27 protein-coding genes and 1 pseudogene are annotated in these 24,103 nt (G+C 59.4%); 19 read left to right on the top strand and 9 right to left on the bottom strand.

Annotation, left to right across the window (positions count from 1 at the left end; translation table 11 throughout):
• Nucleotides 1-27 precede the first annotated feature (27 nt).
• Both ACSQ87_RS01430 and ACSQ87_RS01425 read right to left on the bottom strand, forming a co-directional pair.
• A complete protein-coding gene (locus tag ACSQ87_RS01430; RefSeq protein ID WP_436273223.1) occupies nt 28-1,170 on the bottom strand; it encodes an MFS transporter in 1,143 nt (380 codons plus the stop codon).
• Between the two features lie 191 nt (nt 1,171-1,361).
• Nucleotides 1,362-2,855, bottom strand: a complete 1,494-nt coding sequence (locus tag ACSQ87_RS01425; RefSeq protein ID WP_223429561.1) for an aldehyde dehydrogenase — start codon at nt 2,853-2,855, stop codon at nt 1,362-1,364.
• A 227-nt stretch (nt 2,856-3,082) separates the two neighbouring features.
• On the opposite strand from ACSQ87_RS01425, the gene ACSQ87_RS01420 reads away from it, so the two are divergent.
• Nucleotides 3,083-3,445, top strand: coding sequence for a cupin domain-containing protein (locus ACSQ87_RS01420; RefSeq protein WP_046045049.1), 363 nt, complete (start codon nt 3,083-3,085; stop codon nt 3,443-3,445).
• Between the two features lie 72 nt (nt 3,446-3,517).
• On the opposite strand, the gene rpmG is transcribed toward ACSQ87_RS01420, so the two are convergent.
• Entirely contained in the window at nt 3,518-3,673 is a 156-nt protein-coding gene (gene rpmG, locus ACSQ87_RS01415) for a 50S ribosomal protein L33 (protein ID WP_007894709.1), read from the bottom strand.
• A gap of 11 nt (nt 3,674-3,684) precedes the next feature.
• Nucleotides 3,685-3,918: a 50S ribosomal protein L28 gene (rpmB, locus tag ACSQ87_RS01410; protein ID WP_007894701.1), complete on the bottom strand. Its 234-nt coding sequence runs from the start codon at nt 3,916-3,918 to the stop codon at nt 3,685-3,687.
• A gap of 446 nt (nt 3,919-4,364) precedes the next feature.
• Between rpmB and ACSQ87_RS01405 the strand changes: the two genes are divergently transcribed.
• Nucleotides 4,365-5,951, top strand: a complete 1,587-nt coding sequence (locus tag ACSQ87_RS01405) for an ABC transporter substrate-binding protein (protein ID WP_223429562.1) — start codon at nt 4,365-4,367, stop codon at nt 5,949-5,951.
• Nucleotides 5,952-5,997: 46 nt separating this feature from the next.
• Here the strand turns inward: ACSQ87_RS01405 and radC are convergent, their stop codons facing one another.
• The gene (gene radC, locus ACSQ87_RS01400; RefSeq protein WP_223429563.1) at nt 5,998-6,672 is read right to left on the bottom strand and encodes a RadC family protein; all 675 of its coding nucleotides are present in this window, start codon (nt 6,670-6,672) and stop codon (nt 5,998-6,000) included.
• A gap of 136 nt (nt 6,673-6,808) precedes the next feature.
• Here radC and coaBC point away from each other — a divergent pair, with 136 nt between their 5' ends.
• From coaBC to ACSQ87_RS01365, 7 genes and pseudogenes are all read left to right on the top strand, one after another.
• Nucleotides 6,809-8,017 carry a bifunctional phosphopantothenoylcysteine decarboxylase/phosphopantothenate--cysteine ligase CoaBC gene (coaBC, locus tag ACSQ87_RS01395; RefSeq protein WP_436273222.1) on the top strand — a complete coding sequence of 403 codons (1,209 nt, stop codon included), beginning with the start codon at nt 6,809-6,811 and terminating at the stop codon, nt 8,015-8,017.
• A gap of 5 nt (nt 8,018-8,022) precedes the next feature.
• Nucleotides 8,023-8,478: a dUTP diphosphatase gene (dut, locus tag ACSQ87_RS01390; protein ID WP_436273221.1), complete on the top strand. Its 456-nt coding sequence runs from the start codon at nt 8,023-8,025 to the stop codon at nt 8,476-8,478.
• Between the two features lie 340 nt (nt 8,479-8,818).
• A pseudogene (locus tag ACSQ87_RS01385) lies at nt 8,819-10,195 on the top strand (phosphomannomutase/phosphoglucomutase); the annotation flags it as partial.
• A 25-nt stretch (nt 10,196-10,220) separates the two neighbouring features.
• Complete coding sequence (gene argB / locus ACSQ87_RS01380) at nt 10,221-11,126, top strand: acetylglutamate kinase (protein ID WP_008007602.1); 906 nt, start codon at nt 10,221-10,223, stop codon at nt 11,124-11,126.
• A gap of 190 nt (nt 11,127-11,316) precedes the next feature.
• Nucleotides 11,317-11,529 carry a hypothetical protein gene (locus ACSQ87_RS01375; RefSeq protein ID WP_436273220.1) on the top strand — a complete coding sequence of 71 codons (213 nt, stop codon included), beginning with the start codon at nt 11,317-11,319 and terminating at the stop codon, nt 11,527-11,529.
• A gap of 17 nt (nt 11,530-11,546) precedes the next feature.
• The gene (locus tag ACSQ87_RS01370) at nt 11,547-12,119 is read left to right on the top strand and encodes a hypothetical protein (protein WP_436273219.1); all 573 of its coding nucleotides are present in this window, start codon (nt 11,547-11,549) and stop codon (nt 12,117-12,119) included.
• Nucleotides 12,106-12,489 carry a hypothetical protein gene (locus ACSQ87_RS01365; RefSeq protein WP_436273218.1) on the top strand — a complete coding sequence of 128 codons (384 nt, stop codon included), beginning with the start codon at nt 12,106-12,108 and terminating at the stop codon, nt 12,487-12,489. The genes ACSQ87_RS01370 and ACSQ87_RS01365 overlap by 14 nt, the downstream gene beginning before the upstream one ends.
• Nucleotides 12,490-12,532: 43 nt before the next feature.
• Here ACSQ87_RS01365 and pyrE read toward each other — a convergent pair whose 3' ends face one another.
• Nucleotides 12,533-13,177 carry an orotate phosphoribosyltransferase gene (pyrE, locus tag ACSQ87_RS01360; protein WP_123581096.1) on the bottom strand — a complete coding sequence of 215 codons (645 nt, stop codon included), beginning with the start codon at nt 13,175-13,177 and terminating at the stop codon, nt 12,533-12,535.
• Between the two features lie 82 nt (nt 13,178-13,259).
• On the opposite strand from pyrE, the gene ACSQ87_RS01355 reads away from it, so the two are divergent.
• A complete protein-coding gene (locus tag ACSQ87_RS01355) occupies nt 13,260-14,039 on the top strand; it encodes an exodeoxyribonuclease III (protein ID WP_007934608.1) in 780 nt (259 codons plus the stop codon).
• Nucleotides 14,040-14,100: 61 nt separating this feature from the next.
• Here the strand turns inward: ACSQ87_RS01355 and ACSQ87_RS01350 are convergent, their stop codons facing one another.
• Nucleotides 14,101-14,469: a DUF4870 domain-containing protein gene (locus ACSQ87_RS01350; RefSeq protein ID WP_095126911.1), complete on the bottom strand. Its 369-nt coding sequence runs from the start codon at nt 14,467-14,469 to the stop codon at nt 14,101-14,103.
• Between the two features lie 28 nt (nt 14,470-14,497).
• Nucleotides 14,498-15,220 (bottom strand): ribonuclease PH, encoded by a 723-nt coding sequence (rph, locus tag ACSQ87_RS01345; RefSeq protein WP_046045041.1) that lies wholly within the window; start codon nt 15,218-15,220, stop codon nt 14,498-14,500.
• 269 nt (nt 15,221-15,489) lie between these two features.
• Between rph and ACSQ87_RS01340 the strand changes: the two genes are divergently transcribed.
• The 6 genes from ACSQ87_RS01340 (at nt 15,490) to ACSQ87_RS01315 (ending at nt 20,798) form a co-directional block, all read left to right on the top strand.
• Complete coding sequence (locus ACSQ87_RS01340) at nt 15,490-16,353, top strand: YicC/YloC family endoribonuclease (RefSeq protein WP_008150145.1); 864 nt, start codon at nt 15,490-15,492, stop codon at nt 16,351-16,353.
• A 12-nt stretch (nt 16,354-16,365) separates the two neighbouring features.
• Complete coding sequence (gene gmk / locus ACSQ87_RS01335; protein ID WP_033059345.1) at nt 16,366-16,986, top strand: guanylate kinase; 621 nt, start codon at nt 16,366-16,368, stop codon at nt 16,984-16,986.
• A gap of 167 nt (nt 16,987-17,153) precedes the next feature.
• Nucleotides 17,154-17,417, top strand: a complete 264-nt coding sequence (rpoZ, locus tag ACSQ87_RS01330) for a DNA-directed RNA polymerase subunit omega (protein ID WP_007894670.1) — start codon at nt 17,154-17,156, stop codon at nt 17,415-17,417.
• 56 nt (nt 17,418-17,473) lie between these two features.
• Nucleotides 17,474-19,579, top strand: a complete 2,106-nt coding sequence (gene spoT / locus ACSQ87_RS01325; RefSeq protein ID WP_008150141.1) for a bifunctional GTP diphosphokinase/guanosine-3',5'-bis pyrophosphate 3'-pyrophosphohydrolase — start codon at nt 17,474-17,476, stop codon at nt 19,577-19,579.
• 24 nt (nt 19,580-19,603) lie between these two features.
• Complete coding sequence (locus tag ACSQ87_RS01320; protein WP_003229509.1) at nt 19,604-19,984, top strand: RidA family protein; 381 nt, start codon at nt 19,604-19,606, stop codon at nt 19,982-19,984.
• A gap of 73 nt (nt 19,985-20,057) precedes the next feature.
• Nucleotides 20,058-20,798 carry a hypothetical protein gene (locus ACSQ87_RS01315; protein WP_436273217.1) on the top strand — a complete coding sequence of 247 codons (741 nt, stop codon included), beginning with the start codon at nt 20,058-20,060 and terminating at the stop codon, nt 20,796-20,798.
• Between the two features lie 74 nt (nt 20,799-20,872).
• On the opposite strand, the gene ACSQ87_RS01310 is transcribed toward ACSQ87_RS01315, so the two are convergent.
• Nucleotides 20,873-21,730, bottom strand: a complete 858-nt coding sequence (locus tag ACSQ87_RS01310) for an SDR family oxidoreductase (protein ID WP_223429572.1) — start codon at nt 21,728-21,730, stop codon at nt 20,873-20,875.
• Nucleotides 21,731-21,919: 189 nt separating this feature from the next.
• Here ACSQ87_RS01310 and exbB point away from each other — a divergent pair, with 189 nt between their 5' ends.
• Genes exbB through ACSQ87_RS01295 form a run of 3 tightly spaced genes read left to right on the top strand, consistent with a single transcriptional unit; the run spans nt 21,920 to nt 24,063 of the window.
• Nucleotides 21,920-22,882: a tonB-system energizer ExbB gene (gene exbB / locus ACSQ87_RS01305; protein ID WP_150657688.1), complete on the top strand. Its 963-nt coding sequence runs from the start codon at nt 21,920-21,922 to the stop codon at nt 22,880-22,882.
• A 6-nt stretch (nt 22,883-22,888) separates the two neighbouring features.
• On the top strand, nt 22,889-23,317 hold the full coding sequence (gene exbD, locus ACSQ87_RS01300; protein ID WP_095126905.1) for a TonB system transport protein ExbD: 429 nt from the start codon (nt 22,889-22,891) through the stop codon (nt 23,315-23,317).
• The gene (locus tag ACSQ87_RS01295) at nt 23,314-24,063 is read left to right on the top strand and encodes a TonB family protein (RefSeq protein ID WP_095126904.1); all 750 of its coding nucleotides are present in this window, start codon (nt 23,314-23,316) and stop codon (nt 24,061-24,063) included. The genes exbD and ACSQ87_RS01295 overlap by 4 nt, the downstream gene beginning before the upstream one ends.
• Nucleotides 24,064-24,103: the final 40 nt, after the last annotated feature.

The following is a 24,103-nucleotide window of genomic DNA, read 5'->3' as shown; positions in this document are numbered from 1 at the left end:
ATCGCAGCCTTCGGACGATCTTTTGATCTATGCCGGCTGCACCACACCAAACGCCCCCTGCCGCGATACCAGAATCACCAACCCCAGCGCACCCGCCGCCATCAGCAGCGGCAACGCATGCCCGCTGATCCACTGACTACCGGCACCGGCCGCCAGCGGCCCGACCAGGCAACCGATACCCCACAGCTGCGCGATATGCGCATTGGCGCGCACCAGTGCATCGTCGCGATAACGCTCGCCGATCAGGATCAGCGACAAGGTGAACAAACCACCGGCACTGGCACCGAACAACACCCACAACGGCCAGATCAACAACGTGTCGATCAACAACGGGATGGCCAGGCTCGATATCAACAGGATCACCGCACACCCGGTGAACAACGTACGTCGCGACAAGCGATCAGCCAGCGCGCCAATCGGTAATTGCAGCAAGGCATCACCGACCACTACCGTGCTGACCATCGCCAACGCAATTTCCGTGGTAAAGCCCTGACGCAGGCAATAAACCGGCAACAACGTCAGGATCATCGCTTCGAACGCCGCGAACAGCGACACCGCCCAAGCAATCGCCGGCAGGCCACGACAGAAACCCAGCAAGTCGCTGAAGGTCACGCTGCTGGCTTCACTGGCCGGTGCGCCGCTGCGACCCAGCAACAGGAACGGTGCCGCCATCAGCAACCCGACACCGACCCAGAATCCGTAATCGTGCTCGGTGCCCACAACGCCAAGCAGCAACGGCCCGGCCAGCTGACTCAGCGCATAGCTGCTGCCATACAGCGCCACCAATCGCCCGCGCCACTCTTCAACCACAAGCTGGTTGATCCAGCTTTCGCCAAGGATGAAGACGAGGGTCAGGATCACCCCGATCATCAGCCGCAGTACCAACCAAATCGGATAGCTCGGCAACAGCGCCAGCAACCCGATGGACAACGCCCCGGCCCACAGGCACAAACGCATCAGATTGGCTGTGCCCAGACGTGCGGCCAGATGGCTGGAGATCTTTGCCCCCAGCAATACGCCAATGGCTGGCATCGCAGCCATCACACCGATGGCGAACGAGCCGTAACCCCAGCCTTCCAGGCGAAACGACACCAACGGCATGCTGACGCCCAGCGCCAGGCCGACACTCAAGACAGACGCCAACACGGCGAAATAAGTCGCCCAACGCATTTCCCACGCTCCTGTGGATTGTTATTTTTTACAGGTCATACAAAGCAAATGTGGGAGCGGGCTTGCTCGCGAAGAGGCCATCACATCCAACATCTTCGTTGGCTGTTACGGCGCCTTCGCGAGCAAGCCCGCTCCCACAAGGGATCTGCGTCGTTCAGGAGTCCGATTGGTTGCCGGGCTCCTTCACTGGCTTACAACTTGATCCAGGTCGCCTTCAGCTCGGTGTACTTGTCGAACGCGTGCAGCGACTTGTCGCGACCGTTGCCGGACTGCTTGAAACCACCGAACGGGGCCGTCATGTCGCCGCCGTCATACTGGTTGACCCACACGCTACCGGCGCGCAATGCCTTGGCAGTCAGGTGGGCCTTGGAAATATCCTTGGTCCACACTGCTGCGGCCAAGCCGTAAGGGGTGTCGTTGGCAATCGCAATGGCTTCTTCGGCGGTATCGAAAGTGATCACCGACAGCACTGGGCCGAAGATTTCTTCCTGAGCGATTTTCATCGCGTTGCTGACGCCGTCGAAAATGGTCGGCTCAACGTAGGTGCCACCGGTTTCCTGAAGAATGCGCTTGCCGCCTGCCACCAGTTTGGCACCGTCGGTGTGGCCGGATTCGATGTAGGACAGCACGGTGTTCATCTGTTGGGTATCCACCAGCGCGCCGACATTGGTCGCCGGGTCCAGCGGGTTCCCCGGTTTCCAGGTTTTGAGGGCCTCGATCACCAGCGGCAGGAATTTATCCTTGATCGAACGCTCCACCAACAGGCGCGAGCCGGCGGTGCAGACTTCGCCCTGGTTGAAGGCGATGGCGCCGGCAGCCGATTCAGCGGCAGCTTGCAAGTCCGGCGCATCGGCGAACACGATGTTCGGGCTCTTGCCGCCGGCTTCGAGCCAGACGCGTTTCATGTTCGATTCGCCGGAGTAGATCAGCAGTTGCTTGGCGATTTTGGTCGAACCGGTGAACACCAGGGTGTCTACATCATTGTGCAGGGCCAGGGCCTTGCCGACGGTGTGACCGTAACCTGGCAGGACGTTCAACACGCCTTTCGGGATGCCGGCCTCAACGGCCAGCGCAGCGATGCGGATGGCGGTCAGCGGCGATTTTTCGGATGGCTTGAGGATCACCGAGTTACCGGTGGACAGCGCCGGGCCGAGTTTCCAGCACGCCATCATCAGCGGGAAGTTCCACGGCACGATCGCGCCGACTACGCCGACCGGTTCGCGGGTCACCAGACCCAGCTGGTCATGGGGAGTCGCGGCCACTTCGTCGTAGATCTTGTCGATGGCTTCACCGCTCCAGCTCAAGGCTTGCGCCGCGCCTGGAACATCGATGTACAGGGAATCGCTGATTGGCTTGCCCATGTCCAGGGTTTCAAGCAGGGCCAGCTCTTCGGCGTGCTGTTTCAGCAGGCCGGCGAAACGGATCATGGTGGCTTTGCGTTTGGTCGGCGCCAGACGCGACCAGACGCCGGAATTGAAGGTGGAGCGAGCGTTTTCAACAGCGCGCTGGGCGTCGGCGGCGTCACAGCTGGCAATCTTGCCCAGCAGACGGCCATCGACCGGGCTGATGCACTCGAAGGTCTCGGCGGAGACAGCATCGGTGTATTCGCCATTGATGTAGGCGCGGCCTTCGATCTTCAGATCGCGAGCCCGTTGCTCCCAATCGGCACGAGTCAGGGTGGTCATACGAGTGTCCTCCTCTTATTGAATACGAACGCTCCACGGTCTTCGCGGGCGCTGTCAGGAATTCTGCCCGGCCAGCCTGCTGTTTCGGCCCAAGGCAACTGCCACCCTAAACCAGTGGCCGGGGTTGTTTCAATATATTTGACACAAGGTCGGCAAACGGCCTTGCGGTGTTCATTTTAATAAACATAGACTTTGGACTTTTCAGGCAATCACGGGAAATTACAACAATGAATATCCAGGATGTCGTCGACTTCAGCCAGGCCACGACCGCGCCCGAGCGCTATCGACCAGACCCGACGAAAGTCCTCAAGGGCGATCCCGAGCAAGCGGTGTACAACCACTACAACAGCCCGTGCGGCCAGCTGAACGCCGGCGTATGGGAAGGCGACGTCGGGCAATGGACGGTGAACTTCACCGAACATGAATACTGCGAAATCGTTCAAGGGGTTTCGGTACTACGCGACAACGACGGCAACAGCAAAACCCTGCGCGCGGGTGACCGCTTCGTGATCCCGGCCGGTTTCCGAGGTACCTGGGAGGTATTGGAGCCGTGCCGCAAAATCTATGTGGCGTTTGAACAGAAGGCTTGAAACCTTTCTCGAGGCCACAAAAAAGGCCCGTATCTCGCGATACGGGCCTTTTTCGTAAGAGGGAAAAATCAATTACTTGATTTTGCCTTCTTTGTAGATCACGTGCTTGCGAACAACCGGATCAAATTTCTTGATCTCGATTTTGTCCGGAGTAGTGCGCTTGTTCTTGTCGGTAGTGTAGAAGTGACCAGTACCGGCGCTCGAAATCAAACGAATCAATTCACGCATGATTAGCTCCCTTAGATCTTGCCAGCTTTGCGGATTTCGGCCAGCACGACAGTGATGCCACGCTTGTCGATGATACGCATGCCTTTGGCAGATACGCGCAGACGCACGAAACGTTTCTCTTCTTCAACCCAGAAGCGGTGATGCTGCAGGTTCGGCAGGAAACGACGACGGGTTTTGTTGTTTGCGTGGGAAATGTTATTCCCAGTCACCGGACCCTTACCGGTAACTTGACATACTCTCGACATGCCTCAGCCCTCTAAAACCACATGCCCAACCCGGCATGGGTTGGCCGCTTAATCTCTCAGTCATTTGGCGCCAGGCGCCGCGTTTCTTTAGAGGTCTTACCGGCTACACCTACAGTGAAGGAACCGGGCCCCTAGAAAAGAGCGCTGCTTTATACCAGAAAGACTGGAGAGCAACAACATTCCGTGTGCACAGACTTAATAAAAACCCCGTTTTTCTGGCTCGGAGCGCCTTGGATAAAGGCTATCGTCGATGAAGACCGCTCGTCGCAGAGAATCGGCCAACAGGCCAATCCAGGGTTTTGCTCAACCGGTACTCACCGAAAACAATCGCCTATAGTCCCCTTAAAATGAAAAAGGGGATAGTCATTTACAAAAGAGCCCACTAGGGTAAGCCTTTTCCAGACTGCACTTGCAGATGGGCCTTCGATCTGTAAAGGAATCCGACCATGCGCCTCGCTGCCCTACCGTTGTTGCTCGCCCCTCTTCTGCTGAGCCCATTGGCCCATGCCGCCGCTCTGAGCGTTTGCACTGAGGCAAGCCCGGAAGGGTTCGACGTGGTGCAATACAACTCGCTGACCACCACCAACGCCTCGGCCGACGTGCTGATGAACAGTCTGGTGGACTTCGATACCGCCAGCGGCAAAGTGGTCGCCAGCCTCGCCGACAGCTGGGAAGTCACGCCCGACGGCCTGACCTATGTCTTCAAATTGCACCCGCAGGTGAAGTTTCACCGCACCGAATATTTCAGCCCGACGCGTGACCTGACCGCCGAAGACGTGAAGTTCAGCTTCGACCGCATGCTCGACCCGGCAAACCCTTGGCACAAAGTCGCCCAAAGCGGCTTCCCGCACGCCCAGTCGATGCAGTTGCCAGCATTGATCAAGAAAATCGACGCGCTGGACCCGCTGACAGTGCGCTTCACCCTCGATCACCCAGACTCGACCTTCCTCGCGACGCTGAGCATGGGCTTCGCCTCGATCTACTCCGCCGAATATGCCGACAAACTGATGAAGGCCGGCACCCCGGAAAAGCTCAACAGCCAGCCAATCGGCAGCGGGCCGTTCATCTTCACGCGCTTCCAGAAAGATGCCTCGATCCGCTACAAGGCCAACCCGGACTACTTCCGCGGCAAGCCTTCGGTGGATCCGCTGATTTTCGCCATCACCCCTGACGCCAACGTGCGTTTGCAGAAATTGCGCCGCAACGAGTGCCAGATCGCCCTGTCGCCCAAGCCTCTGGACGTACAGGCAGCGCTGAAAGAACCGACCCTGAAAGTGGAAAAGACTGACGCCTTCATGACCGCGTTCGTCGGCATCAACAGCCAGCATCCGCCGCTGGACAAGCCTGAAGTGCGCCAGGCGATCAACCTCGCGTTCGACAAGGCCAACTACGTCAAAGCCGTGTTCGAAGACACCGCCGAACCTGCCAATGGTCCATACCCGCCGAACACCTGGAGCTATGCCAAAGGCCTGCCGGGTTATCCGCACGACGTCGAAAAAGCCAAAGCCCTCATGGCGAAGGCCGGGCTCAAGGACGGTTTCCAGACCACCATCTGGACCCGACCTTCTGGCAGTCTGCTCAACCCGAACCCGAGCCTCAGCGCGCAAATGCTGCAATCGGACCTCGCGGAAATCGGCATCCAGGCCGAGATTCGGGTGATCGAGTGGGGCGAACTGATTCGCCGTGCCAAGGCCGGTGAACACGATCTGTTGTTCATGGGCTGGGCCGGCGACAACGGTGACCCGGACAACTTCCTCACGCCGCAGTTTTCCTGCGCCGCGGTCAAATCCGGCACCAACTTCGCACGCTACTGCAACCAGGACCTGGACAAGCTGATCAGCGCCGGCAAGACCACCGGCGAGCAAGGTGTGCGCACCAAGCTCTACGAACAGGCCCAGGCACAGATCCAGCAGCAGGCGCTGTGGCTGCCGCTGGCCCACCCGACCGCCTTCGCGCTGACGCGCAAGGACGTTGAGGGCTATCAAGTGAGCCCGTTCGGCCGCCAGGATTACTCGAAGGTCAACCTCAAGTAATCAGCGTCACCACCAAGCCCGCTCCCACATGGGTTTTCGTCGCTCACTACATCCACCCATACTCAGCCATGGACAGCGGATCGCCGTCACCGATGATGAAATGGTCGAGCACCCGCACATCGATCAGGTCCAGCGCCTCTTGCAGGCGCTTGGTCAGCGTTCGGTCGGCTTGACTGGGGTTGGTATTACCCGACGGATGGTTATGGCAGAGGATCAGCGCTGCGGCGTTGTGGGCCAACGCGCGTTTAACCACTTGCCTCGGATAGACACTGGTGCTGTCGATGGATCCGCGAAACAGCACTTCAAAGGTCAGCACTTGATGCCTGGAATCCAAAAACAGACAGCCGAACACCTCGTGAGGCTCATGGCGCAACATTGACTTCAGGTAATCACGAACCGCCTGCGGATTTTCCAGCGCCGATTTTTGGCGCGCACGTTCGGCCAAATGCCGCCGGCTCATTTCCTGGACCGCTTGCAACTGAGCGAATTTCGCCGGCCCGAGCCCCAACTGCCGGCTGAATGCTGCCTGATCGGCCTCGAGCAGTGAGCGCAGGCTGCCAAACCGACTCAACAGGTGTCGCGCCAGATCTACCGCGCTTTTACCCGACACACCCGTTCGTAAAAAAATCGCCAGCAGTTCGGCGTCCGAAAGGCTCCCCGAGCCCAACTCAAGCAACCTCTCCCGCGGCCGTTCCGCCGCGGGCCAATCACGAATACTCATAGCACCTCCCTGGTCTGTGGGCGCCGCTGTTCCGTAGCGGTCGCTGTGATATCGTAGCCCATCTTTTTTGCGGGCGATTTCACTCCTGGGGAGGGGGTATCGCCATGCAGTCATCAACGAAATGAAAGGCAGACCTATGCAGCGGCTGTATCGGAAACGCATCGTTCTGGGCGTCGGCGGCGGCATTGCTGCCTACAAGAGCGCCGACCTGGTTCGCCGACTGATCGACCAGGGCGCCGAAGTGCGCGTGGTCATGACCCGTGGCGGCAGCGAGTTCATCACCCCGCTGACCATGCAGGCCTTGTCCGGCCACCCGGTCCACCTCGACCTGCTGGACCCTGCGGCAGAAGCCGCGATGGGCCACATCGAGCTGGCCAAATGGGCCGACATGGTGCTGATCGCCCCCGCCACCGCAGACCTTATCGCCCGCCTGGCCCAAGGCATTGCCGACGACCTGCTGACCACTTTGGTGCTGGCCACCGATGCCGTGGTCGCCGTTGCCCCGGCGATGAACCAGGCCATGTGGCGCGACCCGGCGACCCAGGCCAACCTGCAAACCCTCGAAAGCCGTGGCCTGAAAACCTTTGGCCCAGCCTCCGGCAGCCAGGCCTGTGGCGACGTCGGCATGGGCCGCATGCTCGAAGCCACCGACCTCGCCCAGTGCGCGGCGGACTGCTTCCAGCGTCAGGCGCTGACCGGTAAACACGTGCTGATCACCGCCGGCCCGACCCAGGAAAACATCGACCCGGTGCGCTACATCACCAACCACAGCTCCGGAAAAATGGGCTTTGCCCTGGCCGAAGCCGCGGTGGAAGCCGGCGCCCGCGTAACGCTGATCACCGGCCCGGTGCACCTGCCGACCCCGGATCGCGTCACGCGCATCGACGTGGTCAGTGCTCGTGACATGCTTGCCGCCTGCGAAGCCGCGATCCCTTGCGACCTGTTCATCGCCTCGGCAGCGGTCGCGGATTACCGCCCGGAAGTCGTCGCCCCACAGAAACTCAAGAAAGACCCCACGAACGGCGACGGCTTGTTGCTACAGATGGTGCGCAACCCGGACATCCTGGCCACCATCGCCACTCGCCCTGACCGTCCGTTCAGTGTCGGTTTCGCCGCCGAAACCGAACACCTGCTCGACTATGCTGCACGCAAGTTGAAAGACAAGAACCTCGATTTGATCGTCGCCAACGACGTCGCCAACCCGAGTATTGGCTTCAACAGTGAAGAAAACGCCTGCAGCGTGATCGACCGCCAGTTACACGCCACACTTTTCGCCCAGACCAGCAAGAGCAAGATTGCCCGCCAGCTGATCACTTTTATCGCCGAACGTCTGAACCAGGTTTAATTTACATGCACACTTTGCAAGCCAAGATCCTCGACCCTCGCATCGGTACCGAATTCCCGCTGCCGCAGTACGCCACGCCAGGCTCCGCCGGCCTCGACCTGCGCGCCATGCTGGAAAAAGACACCATCATCAAGCCGGGCGAAACCCTCCTGATTCCTACCGGCCTGTCGGTGTACATCGGTGATCCAGGCCTGGCGGCGCTGATTCTGCCGCGCTCGGGCCTGGGCCATAAGCACGGCATCGTGTTGGGCAACCTGGTCGGCCTGATCGACTCCGATTATCAAGGCCCGCTGATGGTGTCGTGCTGGAACCGTGGCCAGACCGAATTCACCATGGTCGTTGGCGAACGTTTGGCCCAGTTGGTGCTGGTACCAGTGGTTCAAGCGCATTTCGAGATGGTCGAAGAGTTCGTTGAAACCGAGCGCGGCACCGGCGGCTTCGGCCACTCCGGCACCAAATGACCCGGTAGAAGCGCTAAACCCCTGTAGGAGCTGCCGAAGGCTGCGATCTTTTGACTTTAAAGACCAAGATCAAAAGATCGCAGCCTTCGGCAGCTCCTACAGGGGACAAGCTTGCTCTCCACAAAATCAAATTGTCATCTGCAAGGTTTAGCCCCGAAAATCAAGGCATTGGCTGGTCATTACCTCGCAAACGCAGGTGTCATGGCCTTTACACACCACGAACTCTCAGTGGAAAACGCCGTCATACCCTTCAGTTTGAACCGGCCGACGAGTTCTTCGCGGCAGGTCCAGCCACTTTCGAGATGGAGCATTCCTACAGATGAGCACCCCAGCCCAAGTCGCACCCAAGTTCCCCGACAGCATCTTCCGCGCCTACGACATTCGCGGCACCGTCCCGGAGTTCTTGAACGCTGAAACCGCTTATTGGCTCGGTCGCGCCATCGGCTCCCAGAGCCTGGCCCAGGACGAACCCAACGTGTCCGTCGGCCGTGACGGTCGCCTGTCCGGTCCAGAACTGGTCGAACAACTGATCAAAGGCCTCGCCGACAGCGGTTGCCACGTCAGCGACGTCGGCCTGGTGCCAACGCCTGCGCTGTACTACGCCGCCAACGTGCTGGCCGGCAAATCCGGCGTGATGCTCACCGGCAGCCACAACCCGTCGAACTACAACGGCTTCAAGATCGTCATCGCTGGCGACACCTTGGCCAACGAACAGATCCAGGCCCTGCACGAACGCCTCAAGACCAACAACCTGAGCAGCGGCAAGGGCAGCATCACCCAGGTCGAGATCCTCGACCGCTACAACACCGAAATCGTCCAGGACATCAAACTGGCTCGCCGCCTCAAAGTCGTGGTCGACTGCGGTAACGGCGCGGCCGGCGTGATCGCCCCGCAACTGATCGAAGCCCTGAACTGCGAAGTCATCCCGCTGTTCTGCGACGTCGACGGCAACTTCCCGAATCACCACCCGGACCCAGGCAAGCCTGAAAACCTCGTGGACCTGATCGCCAAGGTCAAGGAAACCAACGCTGACCTGGGCCTGGCCTTCGACGGCGACGGCGACCGCGTCGGCGTGGTGACCAACACCGGCAGCATCGTTTACCCGGACCGCCTGCTGATGCTGTTCGCCCGTGACGTGCTGGCGCGCAACGCTGACGCGGAGATCATCTTCGACGTCAAATGCACCCGTCGCCTGACGCCGCTGATCAAGGAATACGGCGGCCGTCCGCTAATGTGGAAGACCGGTCACTCGTTGATCAAAAAGAAAATGAAACAAACCGGCGCCCTGCTGGCCGGCGAAATGAGCGGCCACATCTTCTTCAAGGAGCGCTGGTTCGGTTTCGACGACGGCATTTACAGCGCCGCTCGTCTGCTGGAGATCCTCAGCAAAGAAAAATCCACCGCGGAAGAGCTGTTTGCGACCTTCCCGAACGATATTTCTACGCCGGAAATCAATATCCATGTGACCGAAGAGAGCAAATTCAGCATCATTGATGCTCTGCACGACGCGAAGTGGGGCGAAGGCGCCGACCTGACCACCATTGACGGCGTGCGAGTCGACTACGCCAAAGGCTGGGGCCTGGTGCGCGCGTCCAACACCACACCGGTGCTGGTGCTGCGCTTCGAGGCCGATGACGAGGCTGAACTGCAGCGCATCAAGGACGTTTTCCACGTCCAACTGAAGCGTGTTGCACCTGATCTCCAATTACCGTTTTGATTTAACGAAGCACCCGGAGCCCTGAATGACCCTCGAACGCGAAGCCGCCGCCAACACCGCCAAGGTCCTGTCCGAAGCGCTGCCTTACATTCGCCGCTATGTCGGCAAGACGCTGGTGATCAAATACGGCGGCAACGCGATGGAAAGCGAGGAGCTGAAAACCGGCTTCGCCCGCGACATCGTGCTGATGAAAGCCGTCGGCATAAACCCGGTGGTGGTTCACGGCGGCGGCCCGCAAATCGGCGATCTGCTCAAGCGTCTGTCGATCGAGAGCCACTTCATCGATGGCATGCGCGTGACTGACGCGCAGACCATGGACGTGGTGGAAATGGTCCTCGGCGGCCAGGTGAACAAGGACATCGTCAACCTGATCAACCGTCATGGCGGCAGCGCCATCGGCCTGACCGGTAAAGACGCCGAGCTGATTCGTGCGAAGAAACTCACCGTTACCCGCCAGACACCGGAGATGACTCAACCTGAAATCATCGACATCGGCCAAGTGGGCGAAGTGGTCGGGATCAACACCGACTTGCTGAACCTGCTGGTCAAAGGCGACTTCATCCCGGTCATCGCGCCAATCGGTGTCGGCGCCAACGGCGAGTCGTACAACATCAACGCCGACCTGGTGGCCGGTAAAGTTGCCGAAGCGCTGAAGGCTGAAAAGCTGATGCTGCTGACCAACATCGCCGGCCTGATGGACAAGTCGGGCACGGTCCTGACCGGCCTGACGACTCAACAGGTCGACGATCTGATCGCCGACGGCACCATCTACGGTGGCATGCTGCCGAAGATCCGTTGCGCGCTGGAAGCCGTGCAAGGCGGCGTAGGCAGCTCGCTGATCATCGATGGTCGAGTGCCGAATGCGATTCTTCTGGAAATCTTCACCGACACCGGTGTGGGCACCTTGATCAGCAATCGCAAGCGTCACTGATTCAAGAACATCAAAAGATCGCACCCTTCTGCGGCACCTACGGATGTACGAATATTCCGTAGGAGCTGACGAAGTCTGCGATCTTTTTTATGCGCGCAGGAAATGCCTGACCTGATAAAGCGAAACGTCCGACATCACGCCAGCACTAGTCCGCATAGGATCTTCCCTGTATCCACAGGAGATCTTCCCCATGCAAAAAGACCACGCTCCCTACGGCAGTGATGTTTCAGCAGGCACTTACGAGTGCGCAGACTGCGGGCGCGAATACACCAATCAGTCAAAGACTTCGCTTCCGCCGTGTCCAGACTTCAAACCAAGCACCCACGTACTTAATGGCTGGAATATCCTGACCGGCCAAGGTGACGCCGTGGCAGATCCGTATCCAAACAAGCCTTCCAAGTAATCGCGGGGGTCTGAACCATGCAGATCTCGTTCACGATTGACGCCCAGGTATTCGACCTCGAGCAAAGGGAGCCGGTCAAAAAGACCTTGAGGATCTCCGACCACGAAATCGCCCACGCCCTGCAGCGAATCGCCAAGGCGAGCCTGACCGAATACTTGAAAATGCTGGTAGAAGGCGGCATGCCGAGTCGGGCCGATGAAGCGAAACAGGACCGCTTGCTGTATCTGATTCAAAGCTACTTCGGGCAGACATTGCCGACCGAATCCCAGATATCGACGATTTTTCAGCTGACCCAGAGCCAAAGCAAAACCCTGCTGAAAAACACGGTTTCGCGCTTTCGTAATCAGCTGGACGACATTCTGCAGCACAGCATGCGAGCCGTGATCGAGTCTGCGGAACATGCGCAGACGGTGTACCTGGTGGTGATCAGTTCGGACGTCATTCGTGACGAGCTGAACATGCTGATCACACAGAACGAACCGACCTTCAAACCCATCACAAAACGTAAAGGCAGCGCCGGGCAGTTCGAAATCAGTGAGGATTCCCACGACTTGCTGTGCAGGACGCTTGGCCTGAATGCCGTTCAGTGACATTGTCGCGGTCAGCGGTTTGCTGCTGACCCTGACCACTTTCATGTTCAACCTGGCGTGGCCGAGACTGCATGAAGCACTGGAGCTGGATGAAAGCCAAACTGGCCCGCTCGCCAGAAAACGTAGCCGAAAAAAGGTAACGAACGTTTTGTTCGCCTGCGCCCTCCCTCTCACCAGCGCCTTCCTGGCGCTGTTTTACGTCAACCTTCCTGCTGCGGTGAGAATCATGGGCAGCAGCACGCTGGATCTTTGGGACTTTGACGTGGATCGCACACTTTACGTGATGGTTGTGTTTGCACTAATGGTGTTTGCGCTGTTCAACGCCCGGTTAACCCTGCGCCTGTGTGGGAAATGGCGCAGCCTGCGTTAATCGCCAGATGAAAAAAAGGCCCTGTAAAAACAGGGCCTTTGCGTTAAACGCCGAACTGCGCGCGGTAGGCTTCAACCGCCGGCAGGTGTTGCTTGAGCTGCGGATCGTCAGCCAGGAATTCGAGCACCTGGTTCAGCGAAACAATGCTGATCACCGGAATACCGAAGTCACGCTCCACTTCCTGGATGGCCGACAACTCGCCGTTGCCACGCTCCTGACGGTTCAGGGCAATGAGCACGCCCGCAGCCTTCGCCCCTTCCTGGGAAGCGATGATCTGCATCACCTCGCGGATGGCAGTGCCAGCGGTGATGACGTCGTCGATGATCAGCACGTCGCCGGTCAACGGTGCGCCGACCAGACTGCCGCCTTCGCCGTGAGCCTTGGCTTCCTTGCGGTTGAAGCACCACGGCAGGTCACGGCCATGATGTTCGGCCAGGGCCACAGCGGTGGTCGCCGCCAAAGGGATGCCTTTGTAGGCCGGACCGAACAACACGTCGAACGCAATACCACTCTCGACGATGGCTGCCGCATAGAAACGACCCAGCTGCGCAAGGGCCGACCCCGAGTTGAACAGGCCGGCATTGAAGAAGTAAGGACTGGTGCGCCCGGACTTCAGGGTGAACTCGCCGAAGCGCAAAACGCCGCGATCGATGGCAAAACGAATGAAATCGCGCTGATACGCTTGCATGAAAAAAACCCCAAATACCACGGATTTAGCTAATTAGGTTGACGCCGTGTATCATACACGCACGCGATTTTTGGGGCCATTTATGCGGATCATCAGTGTGAACGTCAATGGTATTCAGGCTGCAGTGGAGCGAGGTTTGCTCAGTTGGCTGCAAGCACAGAATGCCGACGTCATCTGCCTGCAGGACACCCGCGCCTCCGCCTTTGAACTGGACGATCCAGCTTTCCAACTGGATGGCTACTTCCTTTATGCCTGCGAAGCCGAAGTTCCCGCCCAAGGTGGCGTGGCTTTGTATTCGCGGCTGCAACCGAAGGCAGTCATCAGCGGTCTCGGCTTCGAGACAGCCGACCGCTACGGGCGCTACCTGCAAGCCGATTTCGACAAGGTCAGCATCGCGACCTTACTGCTCCCTTCGGGGCAGAACGGCGATGAAGACTTGAACCAGAAGTTCAAGCTAATGGACGATTTCGCCCGTTACCTGGATAAACAGCGACGCAAACGTCGCGAGTACATTTACTGTGGCTCGCTGTACGTGGCACAACAGAAGCTGGATATCAAAAACTGGCGTGACAGCCAGCAATCCCCGGGCTTCCTGGCACCTGAACGTGCCTGGATGGACGAGATTGTCGGCAACATGGGCTATGTCGATGCCCTGCGCGAAGTCAGCCGTGAAGGCGACCAGTACAGCTGGTGGCCGGATAACGAACAGGCTGAAATGCTCAACCTCGGTTGGCGTTTCGACTATCAGTTGCTGACGCCGGGCCTGCGTCGCTTCGTACGTAGCGCACGCTTGCCACGTCAGCCACGGTTCTCGCAACATGCACCGCTGATCGTGGACTACGACTGGACGCTGACCATCTAAGCGTCGTTTCGCAGACACAAAAAAGCCGACATCAACTGTCGGCTTTTTTGTGGACAACGATTTATTTGATCAACCGCCAGGTGAACGGATACCGGTAAGGCACCCCTTCATTGGCCTTCACGCCGCCGATGATGGTCAGCACCAGCGCACCGATCGCCAACAGACCGAACAGGAAGAACCCGACGATCACCACCATCAGCAGGAAGCAGATGGCGGAGGCAATGGCGACGGTGATCTGAAAGTTCAGCGCCTCCTTGCCTTGAGCATCAACAAACGGGTCCATCTCGCGCTTCATCTGCCAAAGAATCAGCGGGCCGATCAGCGTACCGAACGGAATCCAGATCCCCAGCAAGGCGGACAGGTGACAAAACATCGCCCACTGCCGAACCTCTTTGCTCGGGGTGGGAAGCAGCTGTTGCTCGTCACTCATGGCGTCCTCCTTGCGTGGTGCGGTCCGATCAGTCGGCCAGTGCAGCCTTTTGCAGCTCGAAGATTTCGCTCATGCCTTTCTTCGCTAACTCAAGCATAGCGTTCAGTTCTTCCGGCTGGAACGGAGCGCCTTCGGCAGTGCCCTGGACTTCGATAAAACCACCCGTGCTGGTCATCACCACATTCAGGTCGGTCTCGGCGGCCGAGTCTTCCAGGTAGTCAAGGTCGAGTACCGGCTCACCCTGATACATGCCCACCGATACGGCAGCGATCATTTGCTTCAGCGGGTCGCCGCCTTTCAGGCCGCCGCGCTTCTTGATCACTTTCAAGGCATCGACCAGTGCAACCATGGCGCCGGTGATGGACGCGGTGCGGGTGCCGCCGTCAGCCTGGATCACGTCGCAGTCGACGTACAGGGTGACGTCGCCCAGCTTGGACATGTCCAGCGAAGCGCGCAGGGAACGACCGATCAGACGCTGGATTTCCAGGGTGCGGCCGCCTTGCTTGCCGCGGCTCGCTTCACGCTGGTTACGCTCGCCAGTGGCGCGCGGCAGCATGCCGTATTCAGCGGTCAACCAGCCCTGGCCCTGACCTTTGAGGAAGCGCGGCACGCCGTTCTCGACGCTGACGGTGCAGATGACTTTGGTATCACCGAACTCGACCAGTACAGATCCCTCGGCGTGTTTGGTGTAGTTGCGGGTAATGCGGATCGAGCGGAGCTGATCGGCAGCGCGACCACTTGGACGTTTCATAGGGAATACCTGTACGGGGGACGGAAAACTGCGGAGCATTATAGAGCCGCAGGGCCACGAGTGGGCACTTCTAAAAAATCCCCCGACGACTGAAGGCCCTGAACAGCGCTTTGCCGACGACCTGCAGCCCTTTGTCACACCGTGTGTTTGGGCGCATTCGCCCCACTGCGCTACAATCCTGCGCCTTTGCTGCCTCTGGGCTTAAATTCATATAGATCAGGCCTGCGAAACCTTTGGTAACGCATGAACCTGCATTGCGAGGTACCTCCATGGTGCACAGCATGACCGCCTTTGCCCGCGTCGAAAAAGCCGGCGCCCAAGGCACCCTGAGCTGGGAACTGCGCTCGGTCAACAGCCGCTACCTGGAGCCGCACCTGCGTCTGCCGGAGTCCTTTCGCGACCTCGAAGGCGCGGTCCGCGAAGCACTTCGCCAGGGAATCTCGCGCGGCAAGCTCGAATGCACCCTGCGCTTTACCGAAGAAAATACCGACAAACCACTGCAAGTGGACCGCGAGCGCGCCGCGCAATTGGTCGCCGCCGCCGAGACCATCGCCGGCCTGATCAAGAATCCGGCCGCGCTGAACCCGCTGGAAGTCCTGGCCTGGCCGGGCGTGCTGGTGGGCGATGCGACCGACCCGCAAGCCTTGAATGCCGAAGCCCTGGCGCTGTTCAACGAAGGCCTGAAAGAACTCAAGGCCGGCCGCGAGCGCGAAGGCGCGGAGCTGGCGCGGTTGATCAATGATCGCCTGACCTCCATTGAAGAAGACGTGGTGACCCTGCGTGAACTGGTCCCGCAGATGCTTGCCACCCAGCGCCAGAAAGTCCTCGACCGCTTTGCCGACATGAAGGCCGAGATGGACCCGCAGCGGCTGGAGCAGGAAATGGTCATGCTCGCCCAAAAGAGCGACGTCGCCGAAGAACTGGATCGCCTGAGCACTCACATCATTGAAGTTCGCCGGGTGCTCAAATCCGGTGGCGCTGCCGGTCGGCGCCTGGACTTCCTGATGCAGGAACTCAACCGCGAAGCGAACACACTGGGCTCCAAAGCCTTCGACCCGCGCAGCACCCAGGCGGCGGTCAACCTCAAAGTGTTGATCGAGCAGATGCGCGAACAAGTGCAGAATATTGAGTAAGGCAAACCCCACATGACCCACAGCACCGGCACCCTGTACATCATTTCCGCACCTTCGGGCGCGGGCAAGAGCAGCCTGGTCAAGGCCCTGACCGACGCTGATCAGGAGATCCGCGTCTCCGTCTCCCACACCACCCGCGCCATGCGCCCCGGTGAAGTGAACGGCGTGAACTATCACTTCGTCGAACGCAGCGAGTTCGTGAAGATGATCGAGCATGGGGATTTCCTCGAGCGCGCCGAAGTGTTCGGCAATCTCTACGGCACTTCGCAAAGCCACCTGCAGCAGACCCTGGATGAGGGCCACGACCTGATTCTGGAAATCGACTGGCAAGGCGCCGAGCAAGTGCGCAAGTTGATGCCTCAGGCCCGTTCGATCTTCATTCTGCCGCCGTCCCTTCAGGCCTTGCATCAGCGCCTGACCAATCGCGGCCAGGACAGCGACGAGATCATCGATGGCCGGATGCGCGAAGCCGTCAGCGAAATGAGCCACTACGTCGACTACGATTATCTGATCATCAACGACGATTTCGCCCACGCACTGCGCGATTTGCAGGCAATTTTCCGTGCCAATCAGCTGCATCAGAAGCGTCAGCAGCAGCGTAACGGAAAACTTTTGGCCGAATTGCTGGGTTAAACAGCTCTTCCCAAAACCGCTGCAAGGGCTTTACATTGGCACTTGCAGCGCGTTGAAGGGCTTGGTCAAAAAATCAGCGCTTCCCTAATCGCTGGTGATTTTTTAAACTGTTGAGTCCGCTCGCCCAACCGGGCAGCGCGCATATTGCATTCGCTCCGAGGAATACCATGGCCCGCGTAACCGTTGAAGATTGCCTAAACCACGTGGAAAACCGCTTTGAGCTGGTCATGCTGTCTACCAAGCGTGCCCGTCAACTGGCCACCGGCGGCAAAGAGCCACTGGTTCAGTGGGAAAACGACAAGCCTACCGTTGTAGCCTTGCGTGAAATCGCTGAAGGCCTGATGAGCTACGAGTTCATCGCCAACGCTGAAATCGTCGAAGACGAACCGCTGTTCGCAGCGTTCGAGGACGAGTCCAACGAGGCAGTCTAAGCCATGCCTGGTCGACGTAGCACGGCGCGGGGTCACAGCGAACGGCAGGATTCATCATGCCGAGCATAGACGCCCTCGCCGATCGCTTATCGACCTACCTCGGCAAGGACCAGGTCAACCTGGTCCGCCGAGCGTACTTCTACGCCGAACAAGCCCACGACGGCCAACGCCGCCGTAGTGGCGAGGCGTACGTCACGCACCCACTCGCGGTTGCGAATATTCTTGCCGACATGCACATGGACCATCAGAGCCTGATGGCTGCGATGCTGCATGACGTGATCGAAGACACCGGTATTGCCAAGGAAGCGCTGCAAGCGCAGTTCGGTGAAACCGTGGCCGAACTGGTCGACGGGGTCAGCAAACTGACCCAGATGAACTTCGAGACCAAAGCCGAAGCCCAAGCCGAAAACTTCCAGAAAATGGCCATGGCCATGGCCCGCGACATTCGCGTGATCCTGGTCAAACTGGCCGACCGCCTGCACAACATGCGGACCCTGGAAGTCCTGTCCGGCGAAAAACGCCGACGGATCGCCAAGGAAACCCTGGAAATCTATGCGCCCATCGCCAACCGGCTGGGCATGCACGCCATCCGCATAGAATTCGAAGACCTCGGCTTCAAGGCGATGCACCCGATGCGTTCCGCACGGATCAACCAGGCGGTCAAACGCGCCCGGGGCAATCGCAAGGAAATCGTCAACAAGATCGAAGAGTCCCTCAGTCACTGCCTGGCCATCGACGAAATCCAGGGCGAAGTCAGTGGTCGCCAGAAACACCTCTACGGCATCTACAAGAAAATGCGCGGCAAGCGTCGGGCCTTCAACGAGATCATGGACGTCTACGCGTTCCGGATCATCGTCGACAAGGTCGATACCTGCTACCGCGTACTGGGTGCTGTGCATAACTTGTACAAACCGTTGCCGGGGCGCTTCAAGGATTACATCGCGATCCCCAAGGCCAACGGCTACCAGTCGCTGCACACCACGCTGTTCGGTATGCACGGTGTACCGATCGAGATTCAGATCCGCACCCGTGAAATGGAAGAGATGGCCAACAACGGCATCGCCGCCCATTGGCTCTATAAATCCAGTGGCGATGAGCAGCCAAAAGGCACTCATGCCCGCGCCCGCCAGTGGGTCAAAGGCGTGCTGGAGATGCAGCAACGGGCCGGCAACTCGCTGGAATTCATCGAGAGCGTGAAGATCGACCTGTTCCCGGACGAGGTCTACGTGTTCACGCCCAAAGGCCGGATCATGGAGCTACCGAAAGGCTCCACGGCGGTCGATTTCGCTTACGCAGTGCACACCGACGTGGGCAACAGCTGCATTGCCTGCCGGATCAATCGTCGTCTCGCACCGCTGTCCGAACCGCTGCAAAGCGGCTCCACGGTCGAGATCGTCAGCGCCCCCGGGGCACGACCGAATCCGGCGTGGCTCAACTTCGTGGTCACCGGCAAGGCGCGGACTCACATCCGCCATGCGCTGAAACTGCAACGCCGCTCCGAATCCATCAGCCTCGGCGAACGCCTGCTGAACAAGGTTCTTAACGGCTTCGACAGCTCGCTGGAGAAAGTCGCAGCCGAGCGCGTCAAGGCGATGCTCACCGAGTACCGCCTGGAACTGATCGAAGACCTGCTTGAAGACATCGGGCTGGGCAATCGCATGGCTTACGTGGTCGCCCGCCGACTGCTTGGCGAAGGCGAACAGCTGCCGAGCGCGGAAGGCCCGCTGGCGATTCGCGGCACCGAAGGCCTGGTACTCAGTTACGCCAAGTGCTGCACGCCGATTCCGGGCGACCCGATTGTCGGCCACCTGTCTGCGGGCAAAGGCATGGTCGTGCACCTGGACAACTGCCGCAATATCAGCGAAATCCGCCACAACCCGGAAAAATGCATCCAGCTCTCGTGGGCCAAGGATGTCACCGGCGAATTCAATGTCGAGCTGCGCGTCGAACTGGAACACCAGCGCGGCCTGATCGCTCTGCTGGCCAGCAGCGTCAACGCGGCCGACGGCAATATCGAAAAAATCAGCATGGACGAACGCGATGGTCGCATCAGCGTGGTCCAACTGGTGGTCAGCGTGCACGACCGCGTGCACCTGGCCCGCGTGATCAAGAAACTGCGTGCCCTGACCGGGGTGATTCGCATCACTCGCATGCGTGCGTAAGCCACTCATTACAAGGAGTCATTCATGACCAAAACAGTTATTACCAGCGACAAGGCCCCGGCCGCCATCGGCACTTATTCCCAGGCGATCAAGGCCGGCAACACCGTTTACATGTCGGGTCAAATTCCTCTGGACCCAAAAACCATGGAACTGGTTGAAGGCTTCGAAGCCCAGACCGTCCAGGTGTTCGAGAACCTCAAAGCCGTGGCTGAAGCCGCTGGCGGTTCGTTCAAGGACATCGTCAAACTGAACATTTTCCTCACCGACCTGAGCCACTTCGCCAAGGTCAACGAGATCATGGGCAAGTACTTTGACCAGCCTTACCCTGCCCGCGCCGCCATCGGCGTAGCGGCCCTGCCAAAGGGTTCGCAGGTTGAGATGGATGCCATTCTGGTCATCGAGTAAATGCGTACGGCGCAGCCTTTAAAGGGCTGCGCTGACCGATCTTGTAAAGAAAGGGTTCTGAAAGGATTCCAAAATGCGCAAAGCGCTAGCTCTCTCGCTGGTCGCCCTACTCTTGGGCGGTTGTGCCAGCAACCCTGCCGACCGCGACATCAGCGGCACCTGGATCAATCAGGTGGCAATCAATGCTGCAGCCAAAGGCGGCCCCCTGCGCGAAGCGCTCCAGGCCTATGGTCCAAACCTGGAATGGGACGTCAACACCAAGGCTGGTCAGGCCCGCTACACCAATGGTTTTGAAAACGTCGACGGCAAGCTGCTGGGTGAAGAGTCCGGCGCCTGGAAAGTCGACTTTTATGGCAGCTCCGCCAGCGAGCTGAAGCGTGACGGCAAGCAACTGAGCCAGGTCGCCAGCGACAATGAGCCGGAGCAAGTCTTCGACCGCGCGCAGGTTACGGTGCCGGACGGCGCACCGGTGGGTGCCAGTTTCGAACGCGCACTGTATTCGGCCTACATGGGCGGCAGCTGGAAAGTCGTCAGCGGTCCCGGTGAAGGCAATACCGTGCAATTCCAGGCTGACGGCCAGGTTGCCGGCCTGCCAGGGGCGGATCGCTATGCCCTGTGTCTGGCGGGCGATTGCGCGTCGATGAGCGGCGGCAACGACAACATGTGGCTGCAACTCAACGGCCAGGGCAATACCTGGATCTTTGCGCGCAAGGGCAAAGAGCTGGAGATCTTCCAGACCATGAACACCGCTCAGGCGGACGAGATGCCACAGTTCACTCCGAGTGAGCGCAAATGGTTGCTCGAAAAGCAGTAACCCGGCCATAAGGCCAACGCATGATCAATGTGGGAGCGAGCTTGCTCCCACATTTGGTTTGTGGTGACAGGAAGTCAGCTGCGGCCTTCAAGGATCGCGGCGTAGCCTTCGCGATAGCTTGGGTACTTCGGCGTCCAGCCCAAGGCTTTCGCCCGAGCATTGCTGCATCGCTTACTGCCAGTGCGACGCACGCTCGCGTCTTCGGCCCATTCGGTCACGCCCAGATACTCACGCAACCAGCCCACCACTTCGGCCAGCGGCGCAGGCGCATCGTCCACACCAATGTAGACGTCATCCAGCGCCACACCGCGACGATCCGCTTCAAGCAGGCACGCCATCAACCCCGCCGCATCGTCGGCGTGAATGCGATTGCCGTACAACGGTGGATCGACGGCCACGCGATAACCCCGACGCACCTGCGTCAACAACCGTTCGCGCCCCGGACCGTAAATGCCGGTCAAACGTACGATGCTGGCCGGGATGCCGCTATCGAGCGCCACTTGCTCCGCCTCTAGCATCAAACGACCCGAATAGCCTGTTGCAATGGTCGGCGAAGTCTCATCGATCCACTCGCCATCCTGCTGGCCATACACACTGCTGCTGGAAACAAACAGCAGGCGATCGGGCACCTGCCCGTAATCGTCCAGCCACTCCAGCACATGCTTCAAGCCCTGAACATAAGCGGCGCGATAACCGGCTTCATCGTGATCGGTGGCGGCCGCGCAATACACCAGGTAATCCACCGCACCGACTGGCCAGGTCGCTGGACAGTCTTCATTGAACAAGTCACCGGCAACGCCAATTACCCCCTTGGGCAGTCGTGAGACGTCACGCCTCAGGCCATGAACCTCCCACCCACAAGCCAGCAATTGCGTAGCCAGACGACTACCAACATCACCACAGCCGGCGATCAAAACAGAAGGCGCGGACATCAGAAAACTCCCATCAGAAAGGCACAGACTAGCGCCGGCAAAGGACGAGCGGCTAGCAATGAAGGAAAAAAAGATACTCTATTACTTTTGTTAACAAGAATTACTTGCAATAATGCCTGCCACTTTTGTTCTCGGCCTCACGAGGCCTGGAAGAACATTTACCGTCTTTTTCTCTCAGGTCCGGCCAGCATGACACGCAATCAATTCCCCGCTTCGCCAACCAAACGACCTCGCGCCTGGAGCGCGGTGGCCGCCCTGCTGCTCAGCCTGATGCTGGCACCGACCGCCGCTTTCGCTGACGCACAAGCGCCAGCCGCTCCGGCAGCCACTGCTGCTCCAGCTCCTGCCGCTCATGTTACCCCGGCTGCGACCGACCCGGCCCAAGCCGTAGACACCACTGCCGAAGACGTTCCGGAAGTCCTCGAAGCCGACAACACCCTGGGCATGGCCCACGACCTGTCGCCGTGGGGCATGTACCAGAACGCCGACATCATCGTGAAAATCGTGATGATCGGTCTGGCCATCGCCTCGATCATCACCTGGACCATCTGGATCGCCAAAGGCTTCGAGCTGATGGGCGCCAAGCGTCGTCTGCGCACCGAAATCGTCCACCTGAAAAAAGCCACCACCCTTAGAGAAGCCAGTGTGACAGCCACCAAGCAAGGCACCCTCGCCAATTTGCTGGTGCATGACGCCCTGGAAGAGATGCGTTTGTCGGTCAACAGCCGCGAGAAAGAAGGCATCAAGGAACGCGTCGCCTTCCGCCTTGAGCGTCTGGTTGCGGCCTGCGGTCGCAATATGAGCAGCGGCACTGGCGTGCTCGCCACCATCGGTTCCACCGCGCCGTTCGTCGGCCTGTTCGGTACCGTGTGGGGCATCATGAACAGCTTCATCGGTATCGCCAAAACCCAGACCACCAACCTCGCCGTCGTGGCTCCCGGCATCGCCGAAGCCCTGCTGGCAACCGCGTTGGGTCTGGTTGCAGCGATTCCGGCCGTAGTGATCTACAACGTATTTGCCCGCTCCATTGCCGGTTACAAGGCGCAAGTATCCGATGCCTCGGCTGAAGTCCTGCTGCTGGTCAGCCGTGACCTCGATCACCTGCCGACCACCGAGCGCTCCGCGCAACCGCACATGGTCAAAGTAGGGTAATCAGCCATGGGCTTGCATTTGAAAGAAGGCGCAGACGACGATCTGGCCGAGAACCACGAAATCAACGTCACACCGTTCATTGACGTGATGCTGGTGCTGTTGATCATCTTCATGGTGGCAGCCCCGCTCGCCACCGTGGACATCAAGGTCGACCTGCCGGCCTCCAGCGCCAAACCGGCGCCACGGCCAGAGAAACCGGTGTTCCTCAGCGTCAAGGCTGACCAACGCCTGTTCCTCGGCGAAGACGAAGTGAAAGCCGAAGCACTCGGCGCCACCCTCGACGCCAGGACCAAAGGCAAGAAAGACACGACGATCTTCTTCCAGGCCGATAAAGGCGTGGATTACGGCGACCTGATGAGCGTGATGGACAACCTGCGCTCTGCCGGTTACCTGAAGGTGGGTCTGGTCGGACTCGAGACGGCAGCCAAGAAATGATCACGACGCGCCAAAAGCTGACGCGTTACAGCGGGAGCCTGGCCGTGGTGCTGGGTGTCCATGCGCTAGCCATTGCGCTGGCGCTGAACTGGACGTCGCGCCCACCGATCGAGCTGCCGCCGCAGGCGATGATGGTCGAATTGGCGCCGGTTCCGGCACCGCCACCGCCGGCACCGCCGAAGGTCATAACGCCGCCACAGCCACCCGCCCCGGTGGAAGAACTGCCGATACCGAAGCTGGCTGAAGTGCCGAAGGCCGAGATCGCCGTGCCGAAACCGGTCAAACCCAAGCCAAAGCCTCAACCGCCCAAGCCTGTGGAGAAAAAGCCGGAACCGCCTAAAGAGAAGCCGTCCGAGGAAAAACCGAGCGACGCGCAACCGACTCGGGCGCCAACGGAGAAATCCGCTCAGCCGGCACCAGGCCCATCACCGGCGCAGCAAGCGGCCAAGGCCAGTTGGCAAGGCACCCTGCTCGCTCACTTGGCCAAGTACAAGAAATACCCGGCCAGTGCACAGGCGCGGGGCAAGGAAGGCATGAACCGTCTGCGCTTCGTGGTGGATGCCGAAGGCAACGTGTTGTCGTTCGAACTGGTGGGCGGTTCTGGTACTGCCGATCTGGACCGGGCCACCCTGGAAATGATCCGCCGCGCCCAACCGCTGCCAAAGCCACCGGCCGACATGTTGACCAACGGCGCCATCGAAATCGTTGCACCGTTTGTTTACTCGCTGGAAAAACGCCGGCGCTAAACCGCCGCAGATCCCCATGTGGGAGCGGGCTTGCTCGCGA

Origin of the sequence: Pseudomonas sp. LjRoot277 (genome assembly GCF_964253845.1) — a bacterium.
In the GTDB taxonomy this organism is placed as follows: Bacteria; Pseudomonadota; Gammaproteobacteria; order Pseudomonadales; family Pseudomonadaceae; genus Aquipseudomonas.
This window is presented reverse-complemented; position numbering and strand designations above follow the sequence as displayed.